Annotated in this window: 19 protein-coding genes; 8 read left to right on the forward strand and 11 right to left on the reverse strand. The window is 71.7% G+C overall.

Translation table 11 applies throughout. The annotated features are described in order from the left end of the window. Window positions 1–134 precede the first annotated feature (134 nt). Window positions 135–656, forward strand: coding sequence for a CGNR zinc finger domain-containing protein (locus AB0I88_RS28100; RefSeq protein WP_361030889.1), 522 nt, complete (start codon window positions 135–137; stop codon window positions 654–656). A 226-nt stretch (window positions 657–882) separates the two neighbouring features. Here the strand turns inward: AB0I88_RS28100 and AB0I88_RS28105 are convergent, their stop codons facing one another. Further along, a complete protein-coding gene (locus tag AB0I88_RS28105) occupies window positions 883–1,911 on the reverse strand; it encodes a cellulase family glycosylhydrolase (protein WP_361030892.1) in 1,029 nt (342 codons plus the stop codon). A 6-nt stretch (window positions 1,912–1,917) separates the two neighbouring features. Continuing rightward, on the reverse strand, window positions 1,918–2,343 hold the full coding sequence (locus AB0I88_RS28110) for a hypothetical protein (protein ID WP_361030895.1): 426 nt from the start codon (window positions 2,341–2,343) through the stop codon (window positions 1,918–1,920). Window positions 2,344–2,560: 217 nt separating this feature from the next. On the opposite strand from AB0I88_RS28110, the gene AB0I88_RS28115 reads away from it, so the two are divergent. Then, entirely contained in the window at window positions 2,561–3,700 is a 1,140-nt protein-coding gene (locus tag AB0I88_RS28115) for a winged helix DNA-binding domain-containing protein (protein ID WP_361030898.1), read from the forward strand. Between the two features lie 29 nt (window positions 3,701–3,729). Here the strand turns inward: AB0I88_RS28115 and AB0I88_RS28120 are convergent, their stop codons facing one another. The 4 genes from AB0I88_RS28120 to AB0I88_RS28135 are packed head-to-tail and all read right to left on the reverse strand — an operon-like array spanning window position 3,730 to window position 5,934. Continuing rightward, the gene (locus AB0I88_RS28120; protein ID WP_361030901.1) at window positions 3,730–4,278 is read right to left on the reverse strand and encodes a YciI family protein; all 549 of its coding nucleotides are present in this window, start codon (window positions 4,276–4,278) and stop codon (window positions 3,730–3,732) included. Window positions 4,279–4,327: 49 nt separating this feature from the next. Then, window positions 4,328–4,867 (reverse strand): TetR/AcrR family transcriptional regulator, encoded by a 540-nt coding sequence (locus AB0I88_RS28125; protein WP_361030904.1) that lies wholly within the window; start codon window positions 4,865–4,867, stop codon window positions 4,328–4,330. Between the two features lie 51 nt (window positions 4,868–4,918). After that, on the reverse strand, window positions 4,919–5,779 hold the full coding sequence (locus AB0I88_RS28130; RefSeq protein WP_361030906.1) for an NmrA family NAD(P)-binding protein: 861 nt from the start codon (window positions 5,777–5,779) through the stop codon (window positions 4,919–4,921). After that, a complete protein-coding gene (locus AB0I88_RS28135) occupies window positions 5,776–5,934 on the reverse strand; it encodes a hypothetical protein (protein ID WP_361030909.1) in 159 nt (52 codons plus the stop codon). The genes AB0I88_RS28130 and AB0I88_RS28135 overlap by 4 nt, the downstream gene beginning before the upstream one ends. Before the next feature lie 221 nt (window positions 5,935–6,155). Here AB0I88_RS28135 and AB0I88_RS28140 point away from each other — a divergent pair, with 221 nt between their 5' ends. The 5 genes from AB0I88_RS28140 (at window position 6,156) to AB0I88_RS28160 (ending at window position 11,856) form a co-directional block, all read left to right on the forward strand. Next, the gene (locus tag AB0I88_RS28140) at window positions 6,156–7,628 is read left to right on the forward strand and encodes a glutamate synthase subunit beta (protein ID WP_361030912.1); all 1,473 of its coding nucleotides are present in this window, start codon (window positions 6,156–6,158) and stop codon (window positions 7,626–7,628) included. Window positions 7,629–7,778: 150 nt separating this feature from the next. After that, complete coding sequence (locus AB0I88_RS28145) at window positions 7,779–8,015, forward strand: FeoA family protein (RefSeq protein ID WP_361030915.1); 237 nt, start codon at window positions 7,779–7,781, stop codon at window positions 8,013–8,015. Then, window positions 8,012–9,973 carry a ferrous iron transporter B gene (locus AB0I88_RS28150; protein WP_361030918.1) on the forward strand — a complete coding sequence of 654 codons (1,962 nt, stop codon included), beginning with the start codon at window positions 8,012–8,014 and terminating at the stop codon, window positions 9,971–9,973. Before AB0I88_RS28145 ends, AB0I88_RS28150 begins: the two co-directional genes overlap by 4 nt. Continuing rightward, complete coding sequence (locus AB0I88_RS28155) at window positions 9,973–10,500, forward strand: NifU family protein (RefSeq protein WP_361030921.1); 528 nt, start codon at window positions 9,973–9,975, stop codon at window positions 10,498–10,500. The genes AB0I88_RS28150 and AB0I88_RS28155 overlap by 1 nt, the downstream gene beginning before the upstream one ends. A gap of 120 nt (window positions 10,501–10,620) precedes the next feature. After that, window positions 10,621–11,856 (forward strand): PQQ-dependent sugar dehydrogenase, encoded by a 1,236-nt coding sequence (locus tag AB0I88_RS28160; RefSeq protein ID WP_361030924.1) that lies wholly within the window; start codon window positions 10,621–10,623, stop codon window positions 11,854–11,856. Between the two features lie 101 nt (window positions 11,857–11,957). Here the strand turns inward: AB0I88_RS28160 and AB0I88_RS28165 are convergent, their stop codons facing one another. The 5 genes from AB0I88_RS28165 to AB0I88_RS28185 form a co-directional block, all read right to left on the reverse strand. Next, window positions 11,958–12,428 (reverse strand): hypothetical protein, encoded by a 471-nt coding sequence (locus AB0I88_RS28165; protein WP_361030927.1) that lies wholly within the window; start codon window positions 12,426–12,428, stop codon window positions 11,958–11,960. Window positions 12,429–12,554: 126 nt separating this feature from the next. Then, on the reverse strand, window positions 12,555–12,851 hold the full coding sequence (locus AB0I88_RS28170) for a hypothetical protein (protein WP_361030930.1): 297 nt from the start codon (window positions 12,849–12,851) through the stop codon (window positions 12,555–12,557). 94 nt (window positions 12,852–12,945) lie between these two features. After that, window positions 12,946–13,227: a hypothetical protein gene (locus tag AB0I88_RS28175; protein WP_361030933.1), complete on the reverse strand. Its 282-nt coding sequence runs from the start codon at window positions 13,225–13,227 to the stop codon at window positions 12,946–12,948. A gap of 142 nt (window positions 13,228–13,369) precedes the next feature. Beyond that, window positions 13,370–13,915, reverse strand: coding sequence for an ATP-binding protein (locus AB0I88_RS28180; RefSeq protein ID WP_361030936.1), 546 nt, complete (start codon window positions 13,913–13,915; stop codon window positions 13,370–13,372). A 61-nt stretch (window positions 13,916–13,976) separates the two neighbouring features. Beyond that, window positions 13,977–14,594 (reverse strand): TetR/AcrR family transcriptional regulator, encoded by a 618-nt coding sequence (locus tag AB0I88_RS28185; protein WP_361030939.1) that lies wholly within the window; start codon window positions 14,592–14,594, stop codon window positions 13,977–13,979. A gap of 167 nt (window positions 14,595–14,761) precedes the next feature. Here AB0I88_RS28185 and AB0I88_RS28190 point away from each other — a divergent pair, with 167 nt between their 5' ends. Next, window positions 14,762–15,526 (forward strand): tyrosine-protein phosphatase, encoded by a 765-nt coding sequence (locus tag AB0I88_RS28190; RefSeq protein WP_361031004.1) that lies wholly within the window; start codon window positions 14,762–14,764, stop codon window positions 15,524–15,526. The last annotated feature ends 32 nt before the right edge of the window (window positions 15,527–15,558 follow it).

Raw genomic sequence — 15,558 nt, forward strand, 5'->3', positions numbered from 1 at the left:
GCGAGACGTCGTGTCGACGACCGAGCACTGTCCGGCACCTCAGTTCTAACCACTGTGAGGCTGTTCAGTGGTTAGAAGCATGGCGGGCGTCGTCTCACCTGTCAACGGCGTTACGGGGGTAAGGTGGGTGGGTGATGTCACGACCGCTGGCCGGTGAACCCCTGTCCCTGGATCTGGTGAATACCCGATGGGCCGACCACGGCCGCACGATCGACCTCTTCGACGAGCCCGGTCAACTGCGGGCCTGGCTGGATGAGCAGCAACTGGCCGGCGACCAGGCCACCGTCGCCGCACCACTGCGGCAGGCCCGGGCGGCGCTGCGCAGCGCCCTGGAACAACCCGGCGAGCACGCCGACCAGCAACTCAACACGGTCCTGTCGCACGGGGTCGTCCGATACACGCTGCACCACGGCACCGTGCGAGAGGATGCCGACATCGACCCTGCCTGGTCCCCGGCCTGGCACGCCGTCCGCAACTACCTCGGCCTGCTGCGCCAGGACCCCACCCGGATCCGGCGCTGCGCCCACCCCGCCTGCGTGCTGTACTTCTTCGACACCTCCCGCAACGGCACCCGCCGCTGGTGCTCCATGGAGGCCTGCGGCAGCCGGGCCAAGGCCGCACGCCACTACCAGCGCCACCGGACCACGCCCGGCTGACGGCTTGTGCCTTGAGCTGCTCGTCGGTGATCTGCTTGCGGGCGCCCGGAGCCTGCGAACGGGCCGGGCCTTCGCCGAGGACTGGCGGGCTCCCCGGTGGGCGAGTCCGGCCCGGTGCCCGGCACCATCGGGTCCCGCCGGTGCGCCCCGATCCTGAACACCCGGCAGGACACCGTCCAACCCTTGGGGTGACGGTGTCCTCGCCGCGTTCGTCCCGCTTCCGCTGTCAGGAGATGGCGACGTCGTCGTAGTAGACGGTGCCGGTGTTGTCGCCGCACTTGAGGTGCAGTTGGACGCTCGCGGCGCCCGCCGGGGCGGTCGCGTCCACGGACAGTCTGGTCCAGCCGGTGTTGCCGGTCGGCAGCCGGTTGGAGGTGTTCTGGCCGATCCACGTGCCGTTGATGTCGAACCAGCTCAGCGCGATCTCGGTGATCCCGGTGGCGGCCACCCCACGGGCGTACGCCTCCGCGTGCCACGCCTGGCCGCCCTGCACCGGGGTGACCGGCGACGTGAGCAGCGACGGCAGATTGCTGCCGTTGCGGGTGGTGCCGGTGAACCGTGCCGACCTGGCGCCGGTGCGCGGCGACTCGGTCGTGATCACGGCGGTGCCGGCCGCCGGCTGGTAGTTGCGCCACGGCGAGTCGATCGCGGCGGCCTCGAAGCCCAGGTTCAGGATGCTGTTCGACGTGGTTCCGGTGGTCCAGGCGTCGTCGACGACGGAGGCGCCGATCTTCGGGCTGGTGTCGGTGTGGAAGAGCCCGAACTTGTACTGGGCGGGCATGGTCGACACCGCCGAGTTCGGCGGGATCGCACCCGGGGAGAAGTCGTTGAGTGTCCACGGTGCCACTGAACCGACCCCCGCCTCACCGGCCGCCCGGAACACCCGGGCCAGGTAGGCGCCCTGTTCCCCTTCGGTTCCGGAGTGGGTGCTGACGCCGGTCTCGCCGATGACGACCAGGTCCGGCGCCACCGCGTTCTGGGCGCGCCGGATCTCGGCGAGGGACCGTTCCGAGGCGCCGTAGAAGTGGAAGTCGTAATAGTCCAGCGGGGTGGTCGCCAGCTGCGACCTGATGCTCGTCATGCCGGCGGCGCCGGTGCCGCCGTCGACCGACAGGGTGAGCGGCATGGCCGGGGCGGTGCCCCGGATCGCCGGGATGACCTGCCGCACCCAGGTGACCGCGGCGGCGTCGGACGGCTGGAACTCGTTCTTCACCTCGACGGCGATCACCCGAGGGTCGTCGGCGTAGGGCGCCACCAGGGCCTATGCCCAGGTGATGCTGTTCGCGACGTCGGAGTAGCCGTTCCACCAGTCGAACAGCGTCAACTTGACCGTGAGCCCGTGCGCCTCGGCGATGCCGATGAACTGGCTGAGCTTCTGGGCGTACGCCGTGGTGGGGGTGGGATAGCCGAAGGTCTGCGGGAAGACGATGGCGCGGACGTTCGTCGCGCCGAGTGCGGCCGCCCTGGCCAGGTCACCGTCGATGCGGACCGGGTCGAAGTTCGTCCACATCGCCGTCCATCCGGCGTTCGACGGGTAGTAGTTGATCGTCTTGGCGGTCTGGACCGCGGACATCCGGCTCGCCAGAGTCGGCGCCAGGACGGCGGCCTGGCTTGGGGAGGCCGGCAGCACCATGCTCAACAGCAGGGAGCCGGCCAGTACGGTGGCGCGGAAACGGGCATGGCGCATGGGGGACCGGGCCTTCCTCAGAATGCTCTTGGAGGGCTTCGCCGGCGGGCGCACGCGGCCGGGGGAGGCCGTGTCATGGGTGCGGGGCGGACCGATCGCGATTCGCGGCGCAGACTGTTGCAGCGAAGCATCTATCGACAACCGTAAGAGCGGCCCCGGCGAGCGGCAACGATTGCCGTGTGCCAGTCGGTGACGGCGCCCGGATAGGGTACGGAGCGTGAACTCGCAGACCCCGTCAAGCCGGTTCTCCATCGACCAGGTCCTGGCGTGGCGGATGCGCCGGCAGTTCCTCGACGGGCCGGGCGGATCCTCCGCCGAGGCGGTCGTCGGCCGGCTGTGCGGTGTGCAGGCCCAGGTCGCCTCCGCCGCCGAGACGGCCGTCGCCGTCCGCCGGGAGCCGCCGGCCGGCGGCGAGACCGGCACGGCCCTGGACCGCCGGACGCTGGTCAAGGTGTGGGCGATGCGGGGGACGCTGCACCTGCTCACGGCCGGTGACGTCGCCGACTTCCTGAGCCTGCTGGCCGCGGCCCGCACGTGGGAGAAGGGGTCGTGGCAGAGGACGTTCGCCACCACCGGGCAGATCACCGCGATCGCCGCCGCCGTCGGGGAGATCCTGCCCGGCCGTGTCCTCACCCGCGAGCAACTGGCGGGCGAGATTCTCGAGCGTACGGGCGACGCGTCGCTGACCGGGCCGCTCTCCTCCGGCTGGGGTGCGGTGCTCAAACCGCTGGCCTGGCAGGGCCTGCTGTGCCACGGGCCGGGTGACCGCAACCGGGCGACGTTCACCAGCCCCGCGACGTGGATCGAGGGGTGGACGGGCCTGCCGGAGCCGGACGAGGCGGCGATGCGGGTCATCCCGGCCTATCTGGGCGCGTTCGGCCCGGCCACGATGGAGTCGTTCGACCAGTGGCTGATCCGCGGCGCGTCCAGGAAGGCGTCGTTGCGGAAGTGGTTCGGCGACCTGAGCCGGTCCGGTGTCCTCACCGGGGTGACGGTCGACGGCGTGGCCGCCTACGCCCGTACCGTCGATCTGGACGACATCGCGACCGCCGAACCAGCGCCGCGGGTGCGGCTGCTGCCGGCGTTCGACCAGTTCGTCCTGGGCCCCGGCACCAGGGACGAACACGTCGTCGCCCCGCACCGGCGCCCGCTGATCAGCAAAGCGGCCGGCTGGATCTCACCTGTCGTGGTCGCGGGAGGCCGGGTGGCCGGGGTCTGGGAGCAGACGGACAGCGGCGTCACGGTCACGTTGTTCGGCGAGGCGGGCCGGGTACCCGAAGAGGACCTGACCGCCGAGGCCGGGCGCATCGCGGCGATCAGCGGCGGGCGGCCGGACCTGGTGGTGCGGACCGTCTGACGCCGGGGTCGTCGATGGCCCGGCATTCGCTACCGTCGGCCGCCGAACGTCCAGGGGTGCACCTCGACGGCATCGTATCGATCTCGGGTCAGGACGGCGCACGCCTCGTCCGGATGCGGCGCGACGGTCAGCAGCGCCGTGCCCAGCCAGGTCGTGCCGTCGTCGGACAGCAGTGGCCCGTACGCGATGAGATCCTTCGCCCGCTCGGGCACGCGCAGATCGGCGGCCGGCCCTGAGCCGAAGCCGAGCACCAGGTACCGGCTGTCCTCGGCGGAACCCGCGGGGAAGTCCCACATGGTGCGGCCCAGCGCGTTGCGCCACCGCCGCAGCAGCACGTCCCGGTACACGCCGGCCTGATAGTTGGGCTCGTCGAAGGCGAACGCGCGGGCGGCGGCCGCATCGGGCAGGTCCACGATGTGGAGGCTGCCGGTGGCGGTCTCACCGTCCGGCGTCAGGGTCGGACCGCGGGCGATCAGCTGCGACGCGAAACCGTCCATGTACGCCCAATGGGCCTCTCCCAGTTCCAGGCGCAGGGCCGGCGAGCCGGGCCGGTCGCGGTGGTAGCACAGAAACTCCATGCCGACAGCCTCGCACCACCACGCCGGCCGGCGCCGGGTGGTCGGCTCTTCACCGGTACGCCGCGAGCACCCGGTCGACCACTCGTTCGGCGAAGCCGCTGTCGACGGTGCCGGCGGAGACGGCACGCCGGTGAAACAGCGGGCCGGCGACCAGGTCGAGCACGTCGGCCGGGTCGGTGCCGGGCGGCAGCTCTCCACGTGCGACACCCCGGGCGATGACGGCCAGGATCACCGTGTGCCGGTTGCCGGCCTCGCGGCGGTGCAGGGTGGCGAAGGCGGGGTCGCGTTCGGCGGCGTCGATCAGGGCGAACAGCAGGCCGGTGGCCGGCTTGCGGGACAGGGCGTGGGCGTAGCCGGTGAGCAGCTCGAGCAGGTCACCCCGCAGTGTTCCGGTGTCCGGGTCGGCGGGTGCCCGCAGAACGCTGCCGAAGGCGTCGAGGACCAGTGCGGCCTGGCTGTCCCACTGGCGGTAGATCGTCGTCTTGGCGACCCCGGATCGTTCGGCGACCGCCTCGATGGTGGTCGCGGTGATGCCCCGCTCGGCCAGCAGTTCCAGTGCCGCGCCGAGCACCGCCGCCCGGCTGCGCACTATCCGTGGGTCCGTCCGGCGCGTCACGACGGGCCCGCCCCGCGCGTACGGTCACCGCGTCCACAGCCGCCGATGGTCATGGACGTACTGTGCCAGGGTCGTGGCCGGCCGGCCGAGCAGGCCCGGCAGGGCCGGGTCGACGCCTTCGCCCTGCCCGTCCCGCAGCCCGGTGTGCAGGATCGTCTGCACGAGCGCACGCGGCCACCCGACGCCGGCGCGGCGCAGGTGCCGCAGGTAACCGGTGACTCCGGCCGGCTGGTAGCGGATCCGCCGGCCGAGCGCCTCGGTGAGCAGGGCGGCGACCGTATCGAAGTCGAGCGCCTCCGGCCCGGTGAGGGTGTACCCGCGGCCGTTGTGCTTCTCCGGGCCGGCGAAGACGGTGGCGGCGACGTCGCCGACGTCACGGGTGTCGACGAAGGCGGCTCGGCCGTGCCCGGCGGGCAGCACGATGCGATCGTGGTCGCGGATGTCCTCGCGGTAGGCGTCGGCGAGATTCTGGGCGAAGAATCCCGGGCGCAGGATCGTCCAGGGCACGCCGGCGCCGCGCAGGTGTGTCTCGACCCGGTGATGGGGCACGATCCGGTTGGTGTCGGCGCCGGTCACGGAGGCGAACACGATGTGCGCCACCCCGCTTCGCGCGGCGCTGGTCACCAGGGCGTTGAGGGTGGGCCCGACCCGGGCGATCCGTGGCGGGCGGATGAGGAACAGGCCTTTCGCACCGGCCAGCGCGGGCGCGAAGGTGGCCGGATCGTGCAGGTCGAGCCGGACGGTCTCGGCGCCGGGGAACTCCTCGCTCAGCCGGGCCGGGTTCGTGCCGCTCACCCGGACCTCCTGCCCCGAGGCGAGCAGGGACCGGGCGGCGGCGCCGCCGAGGTTGCCCGACGCGCCGACGACCAGGATCGGCGCGTTCATCGTGGTCCGCCGAGGTAGACGTGGACGACCGCGAAGGCCGGCCGCCGGCCGGTGACGTGCGGGAGCGGAAGGTTCCGCCCGATGCCACGGGTGCGGGCGGGGGTGGCGGGCAGTGGGCGGGCCCGCTCGGCGGCGGGCCGGGAGGAGGAGATCACCTTCGGCAGCTTACGCTACGGAGCCGTAGCGAAGGCGGCGGTCTCCGGGCACCTCTCGGCCGTGGACGAGCGGTGGACCGGTCACCGGTCGCGGGACCAACGGCACTGTGTCGGGGGCGAGTCGGCGGGCTAGCTTGCCGGAGCGCGGTTCGCCGGAGCCGCCGGCTGGGCCGACGTCGTCCCGCCGTGTTCGTGTGGAGCCCGAACCCGGAGGTATGTCCATGCCTGACCCGACCGGATTTCTGAAGTACCGGCGGCAACTGCCGGCTTCCCGGCCCGTTGCCGTGCGCATCCAGGACTTTCGGGATGTCTATCAGCGTGCCGATGACCGTCTCATCACCGAGCAGGCCTCGCGCTGCATGGGCTGCGGAGTTCCCTACTGCCACCAGGCCTGTCCGCTCGGCAACCTCATCCCGGACTTCAACGACCTGGTCCGGGCCGGCAAGTGGGAACGCGCCGTCGAGGTCATGCACGCGACAAACAACTTCCCCGAGTTCACCGGGCGGCTGTGCCCCGCCCTCTGTGAGGGATCCTGCGTCCTCGGGATCGGCGACGAAGCGGTCACCATCAAGCAGATGGAAGTGGAGATCGCCAACTGGATCACCGACCGGGGGCTCACGCCGATGCCGGCCGGCGAGCCGTCCGGGCGTACGGTCGCGGTGGTGGGGTCCGGGCCCGCGGGCCTGGCGGCCGCGCAGCAGCTGGCGCGGGCCGGGCACGCGGTCACCGTCTACGAGCGCGACGACGCGGTCGGTGGCCTCATGCGGTACGGGATCCCCGACTTCAAACTGGAGAAGGCGCACATCGACCGGCGGGCCGAGCAGCTGACCGCCGAAGGGGTGCGTTTCGTGACCTCGTGCGCGGTCGGCGTGGACGTCTCCGTCGACGAACTGCGCGAACGCCATGACGCCGTGCTGCTGACCGGCGGCGCGCTGCTGCCACGGGATCTGCCGGACACGCCGGGACGCGGGCTGACCGGAATTCATCAGGCCATGGACTACCTGGTCGGCGCCAACCGTGTGGTGTCCGGCCGGCTCGCGGCGCCGCCGATCGACGCGCTCGGCCGCAACGTGATCATCGTGGGTGGCGGCGACACCGCCGCCGACTGCCTCGGGGTGGCGCACCGGCAGGGCGCGGCGAGCGCGCACCTGATCGAGGTGGCGCCACAACCGCCGGCGGTACGCGACCAGCTGCACAACCCGTGGCCGACGTGGCCGTGGATCCTGCGTACCGGGACCGCCCACGAGGAGGGTGGCAGCAGGCTGTTCGCGACCGCGGTCCGTGAGTTCCTCGGCGACGAGCAGGGACGGCTGCGGGCCGTACGCCTGGTGGACGTCCGATCCGCCGTGGGCGGCGGGTTCCCGCTGGAGGAGATTGCGGGCACCGAGCGGGAGCAGGCCGCGGATCTGGCGCTGCTGGCGATCGGGTTCGCCGGCACGGAGCCCGCGCCGATGCTCGACCAACTGGGGCTGGCCCGGAACCGGCGCGGCACCCTCGACTGTGGCGACGACTGGCAGACCGCCGTGCCGGGCGTGTTCGTCGCCGGCGACATGCGCCGCGGGCCGTCGCTGATCGTGTGGGCGATCGCGGAGGGGCGTGCGGCCGCGTCGGCGATCCACACCTACCTCGGCGGCCGCGTCGCGGGGTTGCCGTCCCCGGTCACCCCGGCGTCCGCGTCGCTGTCCCTCGTCTGACGCGCCGGGCGGCCGGCCCGCCCGGCCCGGGACCTTGGACGCGTCCTCGCCGCCGTCAGACCCTGATTCGCACTGGTTAGGCAAGGCTCGCCTTATGGTGACCGAGTGCAGCGATCAGCATCCGAAACCCTTTCCCGGCCGGAGCCCCGAGTGAGGCAGGCGCTGGGAGATTTCGCCCCCGGCTGCCGGGTCACGATCACAGGGATCGTGCCCGGCGTGCCGGCGGTGACCGCACGCCGGCTGCGGGATCTCGGCTTCGCCGAGGGAGCCGAGGTCGAAGTGGTACGCCGGGCGCCACTACGGGATCCGGTGCTCTACCGGATCCGCGGGTACGAGGTGTGCCTGCGCCGGACCGAGGCCGCCTACCTGCTGGCCAGGCTCGGATGAGCGCCGCCTGCCACGACGCCGGCGGCGCCGTGCCCGCCGCGACGGCCACCGCGACACCGCGCATCGTGCTCGCCGGCAGCCCGAACGCGGGCAAGACCAGCATCTTCAACGCCCTGACCGGGCTGCGCGCCAAAACCGGCAACTATCCCGGCGTGACGGTCTCCCGGTACGTCGGCGTCACCGAGATCGGCGGGCGCCGCCACCTGATCGAGGACCTGCCGGGCGCCTACAGCCTCGACCCGATCAGCCCGGACGAGCAGATCATGGTGGACGTGCTGGACGGCCGCACCGACACCGGTGAACGCCCGGACGGGGTGCTCGCGGTCGTCGACGCCACCACACTGCACCGGTCTCTGCGGTTCGTCGCCCAACTGCTCGGCCGGGGCCTGCCGACCGCCGTCGTGGTGACGTTCACCGACGAACTGGCCGCCCGGCAGGGAGCCCTGGACGTGGAGGCGTTCGGGCAGGCCCTCGGCGTACCCGCGGTGGCGGTCGTCGGCAACCGCGGCCGCGGCATCGACGGCCTGCGCGAGCTCATCGCGGACCGGGCGTCGTGGCCGGCGCCCGTGCTCGCGCCCCCGGCGGATCCGGCGGAACTGAACGCCTGGATCGAATCCGTGCTCTCCTTCGCCGGCTACCGGCAGCCGGGACGGCACCGGACCACCCAGCGGATCGACGCCGTACTGCTGCACCCGCTGTGGGGGACGCTGGTGTTCGCCGCGGTGATGGTGCTGTTCTTCCAGACCGTCTTCGGCCTGGCCGCACCCCTGCAAGGGTACGTGGAGAGCTTCTTCGCCTGGCTGTCCGGCCTGGTCGCGGCCCACGTCGACAACCCGTGGGCGGCGGGCCTGCTCGGCGACGCCGTGCTCGGCGGCATCGGCGGGGTCCTGGTCTTCGTGCCGCAGATCATGCTGCTGTTCCTGCTCATCGCGTTGATGGAGGGCACCGGCTACATGCCGCGCGCGGCGTTCCTGATGGACCGGGTGATGGCCCGTGCCGGCCTGGAGGGGCGCGCCTTCGTCTCGCTGCTGTCCTCGTTCGCGTGCGCGGTCCCCGGCATCATGGCCACCCGGACGCTTCCGGCGGCCCGCGACCGGCTGGCCACGATGATGGCCGCCCCGCTGATGACCTGCTCGGCCCGGCTTCCGGTGTACGTGCTGCTGATCGGCCTCCTGGTCGACCCCGGCGAGCGGGCCGGCCCGTTCAACGTCCAGGGCCTGGTCATGTTCGGCATGTACGTGTGCGGCGCCACGGCGGCCATGCTCACCGCCTGGGCGTTCCAGCGGATCACCCGGAATCGCGGCACGTTGCTCCCGTTCTACCTGGAGATCCCGCCGTACCGGCTGCCGGGCGTACGGTCCGTGCTGATCGCCATGGGCGACGCGGCCCGCTCGTTCCTGCGCAAGTGCACCACCATCATCGCGGTCACCACGCTGGCCCTCTGGCTGCTGCTCAACCTGCCGGCACAGTCCACCGCGGACCTGCGCGCCCACGGCATCGACCCGGGCGACGAGCGCGCCGTGGCGGCGTACGTCACCGACCACAGCTACGCCGCCACGGTCGGCCGTTTCGTCGCCCCGGTGTTCGAACCGCTCGGGTTCGACTGGCGGATCAACATCGGTGTCCTGTCGGCCCAGTCGGCGCGGGAGACCTTCGTCGCCACCCTGGGCCAGGTCGCCGCCGCGGAGGACCCCGAGAATCCGGCACAGGCGCTGCGGTCGATTACCTATCCGGACGGACCGAACGCCGGGCAGCGTGTCTTCACCGCACCGACCATCGCGGCGCTGCTCGCCTGGTTCGCCTTCGCGTTGCAGTGCATGGCCACGGTCGGCGTCCTGCGGCGGGAGACGGGCAGCTGGAAGTGGCCGCTCTGCGCCCTCGGCTATCTGACCGCCCTGGCGTGGGTGATGGCCTTCCTCGCCCGGACGGTCACCGCCCTGCTCACCGGGGCGCCTTGATGGTGCCCCTGCACCCGCAACCCTGCCCCGGCCGGCCCGACCGGCTCCGCTGGATCGTCCCCGCCGGGCTGCTGCCCCTGACCGGCGTGCCCGCACGGGTTCCGGCGCCGCTGGAGCGCCTGCTCGCCGACGGCACCCTGGCAGCGGTCTCGGTGGAGCCCGGCGCGGTGGTGACCACGCTCGCCGGCGGGAACGGCTGGGCGAAGGACGGCCCGCGGGTACGGTCCGCCCTGCACGCCGCGTTGCGCGACCCGGCCGGCTGGGAACCGGACGGCGGGCGTACGGCGTACGCCGACGAACCGTTGCGGGAGGCGGCCGTCGCACTGCTCGACGGGTCGGCGGGGGAGTTCGCCCGCTCGCACGGCGGCCGCATCGACCTGGTCGACGTGCGCGACGGGGTCGTCACCGTACGGCTGGCGGGCGCCTGCGACGGCTGCCCGGCGGCGCAGGCGACCCTCCAGCGGCGGCTGGCGGACCGGCTCCGGCGGCGCTGCCCCGGCCTGCGCGCCGTCGTCGCCTGCCCTTGACGAGAAGCGAACCGGCGGTGCGGCACGTTTCCGCGGAACGGCGAGCGGATATCGCTCGGTGTCGATGTATTGTGGGAGCGCTCCCGTTTCGCGTCCGCCCCTCTGCTCAAGGAGCCGAACATGTCGCGACGGCGTCGTCTCCCGGCCACCCTGCTGGCCGGCTTGCTCGTTCTGGCCCAATCCGCGCTGCTGTCGGCCTCGGTGTCGGCGGCCGGCACCGCCTCCTCCGGCAGCCGCGCGGCACCACTGAGCGAGCTGACCGTGGTGACCGAACAGGTGGCCTCCGGCCTGCAGCGCCCCATCGCGATCACCGGGCTGCCGGACGGCCGGATGCTGATCGCGGAGAAGAACGGCACCGTCCGCGCCTACCACCCCGGCATCGGCCTGGCAGCCGAGCCGGTGCTCGACCTGACCGCCCGCATCGAGGCGTCGGACAACGAGCAGGGCCTGCTCGGCATCACGCCGGCGCCCGACTTCACGCGCACCGGGATGCTCTACGTGGCCTACACGAGCCTGCCGGCCGGCGCGCTGACCCTGGCCCGGCTGCCCCTCCACGCCCCGCAACGCCTCCAGGTGCTGCTCACCCAGGAGCACGCCGAGTACGGCAACCACAACGGCGGACAGGTGGCATTCGGCCGCGACGGCTACCTCTACTGGTCCACCGGCGACGGCGGCCACGCGAACGACCCGTTCAAGGCCGGTCAGGACCTCGGCACCCTGCTCGGCAAGATCGTGCGGATCGACGTCAACCGCGCCTGCGGGGCCAAGCCCTACTGCGTGCCCTCGACCAACCCCTTCATCCGTACGCCGGGCGCGCGGCCGGAGATCTGGCTCTACGGGCTGCGCAACCCGTGGCGGTTCTCCGTCGACCCGGTCGACAACTCGCTGTGGATCGGCGACGTCGGTCAGGGCCTGGTCGAAGAGATCAACCACATCCGCCCGTGGCAGGGCGGGGCGAACCTCGGCTGGTCCTGCAAGGAGGGCACCCCGCTCTTCGATGCCGGGCAGTGCCGGCCGGGCGTGCGGTACGTCGACCCGGTCTTCGAATACGAACACTTCCTCACTGAGAGCTGCTCGGTGATCGGCGGCGTGGTGTATCGCGGCGCCCGGACCCCCGCGGCGTGGGGCACCTACATCGCGAGCGACTACTGCGCGCCTCGCGTGTACGCGGTGCGGCCCCACCGCGACGGCAGCTACGAGACCGCCACGATCGGCGAGTTCCCCACCCAGCCGACCGCGATCGGCGCCGACGTGCACGGCGAGCTGTACGTGCTCAGCGACTACCCGGGCTGGCTGAGCCGGGTGCGGTTCGAGCGAGTCCAGCCGCCCCCCGGCACCGAGGCGACGACCCGCTGAACCGCGGCGACCCTGCCCGGCAGGAGCCCACGCGGACGCGGGCTGAACGCACGACGACCGCGGTCCCGGGTGCCCTGGAGGGAGACACCACCGAGACGGGTTCAGCAGGGATCGGCGACATCCAGGTCGACGAGGAATCCGCGCGCCTGCCACTGCTGCGCCGGCAGGTGCTCACGGAACGCTCGAAAGTACGTTTCGGGGCTGAAAATCTTCATTTCGCCCGGTTCGGGGTCGCGAGGGTCAGGCATCGGGTCGTCGCACAGGCGCGTGGGGCAGGCGTCGGGGACGTCGGTCAGGCGCACGTCCCCGGGCCGGCGGATCCACTCGACAGCGCCGCGATCGTGCAGGTCCTGCACCAGCCGTACCCGCCGGACGATGCCTACCGTGGCCGGCAGCTCCCCGATGATCCCCAGAAAGGCGTCGAAGCCCAGGCATCCGTCGAGCGTGACGTCACCAACCCGGTGATCGCCCTCCCGGACCGCGCGCAGGTCACCGGCCTCGACGAGTTGCGCCCAGGGCCGCCCGTCGAAACCGGGCAGCGCGCCGGCCCGCACGACGATCCGGCGCAACACCAGGTCACCGGGAAGGTCGGGGTGGTCGAGCCACCGCAGGCGGGTCGAGACCCGTTCACCCGGTGACTACACCGTGTCGCGGGGAGCGGTGTCGAGCAGGACCGGCCAGAGCATCACACCATCGTGTCACTCCCGGTGACACCCAACGCAGTTCGCGGGGGCGGAGATCGTTGCGTCCTCGGTGAGCTGACCCGCGATCTGGCGGGCCGCCGCATCGTTCAACTTGGCCTGAGCTCCCCGCAGGTCACCGGTCGCCTCCAGCCGCGGGACGATCGTCCGGGTCACCGTGGCCATGCGCCGGTCGGCGTCACGTGGCAGCAGCAGCGACTGTATGCCGACAACCACGGCGACCACAACCACCGCGATATGAACCTCGGCTCGTACGCTGCCGTCGGAGAACCAGTGGATCGGCACGGTGAACACCTTGGTCGGCTGAGGGACTCTTACCTTCCCTCATCTTCGAACGCCGGCCCGGGCGCCGAACCGGAAACCACGATTCCGCCTGGGCAGGGGCTGGTCAACCGATGACGGTGACGGACAGGGCGGTCGTCTCAGCGATGGCATCGACGTGCACCCTGATCACGATGTCCTTGCCTTCCATCCGCAGCTGCTGACCGGTGACCGTGACTCCGGTTGTCTCGTTCCAGACCGTGACGCTCGGGCGCCCGCCAAGCGTGACCGGGTTCTTGAACCGGAACTCGACGAAGCCGTCGGGTCCGCGTGTGCCGTGGCCGCTGGGGATCAGCACCGAGAACCTCTGCACGGGCGCCGGTCCGATGACTTCGATTTCCTCAGACATGGCCCGAGTCTGCCCGTTCTCCTGGCGGCATGTAAGCGGTACGGCCGCCGGTTCCGTCGATGCGTCGGCAGATCGGCTACCACGACCGCGGTGCCAGTGGGTGCCGGCACACGGAGGCTGCGGGCCCGGCAAAACCGCATGACTAGTGGCGAGTGTCAATCATTCGGGGTCCAGCCATGACGGCTCCTGCGATCTGCAGCGCAGCCTCGGTGGGCGTGAGATCAGTGGTGTCGATGACTTCGGCCTCGGCGTGGAGCCAGGTGCGGGCAGCCTCGGCGTAGGGCTTGAGGTACTTGAGGCGGAACGGTGAGGGGACGGGATGGTCGCTCTCGATGCGCCCGCGGAGCGTGCCCTGGTCGGCGTGGAGGACGAAATGCCTGACCGGGATGGCGTGCTGGGCGAGGCCCGCGCTGATCTCGCGCCAGTATTGCTCGACCAGGACCGTCATCGGGATCACCAGAGTGCCGCCGGTGAAGTCGAGGACGCGGCGGGCGGTCTCGACCACGAGCGGCCGCCAGGGTGGCCAGTGCTGGAAGTTGTCCGTCGCGGGCAGCCCTGGCGTGATGTCCATCAGCGTCTCGCCGACCTTCTCGGCGTCGAACACCCGCGAGTCCGGGATCAGTTGCTGCACGAGTGCGCTGGTCGTTGTTTTGCCTGCTCCGTGGGTGCCGTTGATCCATACGATCACGGGACCCGATGTTAGCGGCACGGGGGAATCCGATGCGGCTCGGCGGGATCGGCCAGGGTGGCTACCGTGTGCGTACCCTCTCGTAGAGTCCGTTGGCGGCGGCCGTGAAGACGGAGACGTAGTCGACGCGGTCGGGCATCGTGGACCACTGGTCGCGGATGCCCTCGTTGAGTGCCAGCAGTTCGAGGACGAGCTGCTGTGGATCCGTTCCCTCGGCGATCTCGCCGGCGGCGATGCGCTCGCGCACGAAGGGGACCAGCGTGTCCAGCGCGGCCTCGAGGTTGCGCCGGGCACGGCCCTCCACCGGATGACCTTCGATGCGGGACGCGCCGGTGAGCATGACGCGGAATCGCAGCAGGTCGGGCTCCTGCGCGGCGAGGCGTACGACCGCGATGATCTCGTCGAGGAGCGCGCGCACCGACTCGGTCGGCAGCTTGATCGTCTGGTAGACCTCCTCGCGGCGTTCGACGACGGCCATGAAGAGGTCGTGCTTGGTGGCGAAGTGGTGCAGCACTCCCGCGTCCGTCACCCCTGCCGACCGGGCGATGTCGGCGATGCGGGCGCCCTCGTAGCCCTTGCGGCCGAACTCGTCGGTGGCGGCGGCGAGGATCCGGGTTCGCCGTGCGTCGCCGCGGGCGAGCCGGTGGTCGCCGTCCGGGGGCCGCTCTGAGCTTTCCACCCCGAAACCCTACGAGATGTACGTCTCCCGGCGGCGGCCAGGGAAGGCGGCGGGACCTGGACGTATCCATGATCTACCGACTAACTTAGTCGCCACTAGGTCTGTTTGGCGCCGCGGACGCGCCCTGCCGCCTTCGCATCAGGGAAACAGGAGGTCGCGTGAGCGCGATGATCGCCGGAACCTACAACTCCAGGGACACCGGGGGCATCCCGCTCGTGGCGGGCGGTTCGACCCGCACCGGGGTGCTGTACCGGTCGGACGCCCTCGCCGGCACGACCGACGACGGCATCCGCACCCTGACGGCGAGCCCGATCGGGACGATCGTCGACCTCCGCAGCGACTTCGAGAAGACCGGCGTGCCGAACCGGACCGGCTCGGCACGCCGGTTCACCGTGGTGGAACTGCCGCTGCTCGAGGGGTCGTTCACGGGCATGCCGGCGGCGGCCGACCTCGACGAGGCCGCGATGCGAGAGGTCTTCGCGCGCATCCCCTCACTGGCGGACCTGTACATCCGGATGCTCGGCTCGGCCGCCGGAACCTTCGCCGAGGTCGCACGACTCGTCGCCAGGCCCACCGGCGACACCTACGGTGGCGTGCTCGTGCACTGCACGGCCGGCAAGGACCGCACCGGCGTGGCCGTCGCCCTGCTGCTCGACGCGGCGGGCGCGGACCGCGGCGCCGTCATCGCCGACTACGTGCTCAGTGAGACGAATCTCGCCGGCGAGTGGACCGAACTCATGCTGGCCCGCCTGAAAGCCTGGGGTGCGCCCCTCATTCCGGCGATCACCGACCTGGTCACCGCCACACCGCCGGAGGCGATCAAGGCCGTTTTCGCGTGGCTCGACGAGCGGGGCGGCTCGGCCCGGTACCTGCGCGACGGCGGCCTGTCCGACGCCGACCTCGGCGTTCTGCGCGAGCGCATCGCCGGCTGACACCAGTCGCCGGCACGGCGCTGTGCCGAGTT

This window comes from Actinoplanes sp. NPDC049802, assembly GCF_040656595.1.
In the GTDB taxonomy this organism is placed as follows: domain Bacteria; phylum Actinomycetota; class Actinomycetes; order Mycobacteriales; family Micromonosporaceae; genus Actinoplanes.

Bases quoted from the DNA above. Each gene is read 5' to 3' on its own strand.
- AB0I88_RS28100 (WP_361030889.1), top strand. From the start codon at position 135: ATGTCACGACCGCTGGCCGGTGAACCCCTGTCCCTGGATCTGGTGAAT.
- AB0I88_RS28110 (WP_361030895.1), bottom strand. From the start codon at position 2,343: ATGCGCCATGCCCGTTTCCGCGCCACCGTACTGGCCGGCTCCCTGCTG.
- AB0I88_RS28120 (WP_361030901.1), bottom strand. From the start codon at position 4,278: ATGGAGTTTCTGTGCTACCACCGCGACCGGCCCGGCTCGCCGGCCCTG.
- AB0I88_RS28130 (WP_361030906.1), bottom strand. From the start codon at position 5,779: ATGAACGCGCCGATCCTGGTCGTCGGCGCGTCGGGCAACCTCGGCGGC.
- AB0I88_RS28140 (WP_361030912.1), top strand. From the start codon at position 6,156: ATGCCTGACCCGACCGGATTTCTGAAGTACCGGCGGCAACTGCCGGCT.
- AB0I88_RS28150 (WP_361030918.1), top strand. From the start codon at position 8,012: ATGAGCGCCGCCTGCCACGACGCCGGCGGCGCCGTGCCCGCCGCGACG.
- AB0I88_RS28155 (WP_361030921.1), top strand. From the start codon at position 9,973: ATGGTGCCCCTGCACCCGCAACCCTGCCCCGGCCGGCCCGACCGGCTC.
- AB0I88_RS28160 (WP_361030924.1), top strand. From the start codon at position 10,621: ATGTCGCGACGGCGTCGTCTCCCGGCCACCCTGCTGGCCGGCTTGCTC.
- AB0I88_RS28175 (WP_361030933.1), bottom strand. From the start codon at position 13,227: ATGTCTGAGGAAATCGAAGTCATCGGACCGGCGCCCGTGCAGAGGTTC.
- AB0I88_RS28190 (WP_361031004.1), top strand. From the start codon at position 14,762: ATGATCGCCGGAACCTACAACTCCAGGGACACCGGGGGCATCCCGCTC.